At 67.3% G+C, this 483-nt stretch carries 1 pseudogene; it reads right to left on the reverse strand.

The features are described 5' to 3' along the window. A pseudogene (locus tag IB252_RS29935) lies at positions 1–483 on the reverse strand (glycine dehydrogenase (aminomethyl-transferring)); the annotation flags it as partial.

Consider the following 483-nt stretch of genomic DNA (forward strand, 5'->3'; position numbering starts at 1 on the left):
CCTTGGTGGAGAAGTACGCCGCGTGCGGGCCACCGAAGCCCAGCGGCACGCCGAAGCGTTGCGCACTGCCGATGGCCACGTCGGCGCCGAACTCGCCCGGCGGGGTCAGCACGGTCAGGGCCAGCAGATCGGCGGCGACCGCGACCAGCGCATTGGCGGCGTGGAAGCGTTCGGTCAGTTCGCGGTAATCGAACACGTCACCGTTGCTTGCCGGGTATTGCAGCAGGGCGCCGAAAAACGGCGTCACGTCAGTCAGTTTACGCTCGTCGCCCACGACCACGTCGATGCCCAACGGCTCGGCGCGGGTGCGCAGCACGTCGAGGGTTTGCGGGTGGCAATGCACGGAGGCGAAGAACGCGTGGCTGCCCTTGTTCTTGCTCAGGCGTTTGCAGAAGGTCATGGCTTCGGCGGCGGCGGTGGCTTCGTCGAGCAACGAGGCGTTGGCGATCGGCAGGCCGGTGAGGTCGCTGATCAGGGTCTGGA

It is taken from the genome of Pseudomonas sp. PDM10, assembly GCF_014852295.1.
Taxonomy (GTDB): Bacteria; Pseudomonadota; Gammaproteobacteria; order Pseudomonadales; family Pseudomonadaceae; genus Aquipseudomonas.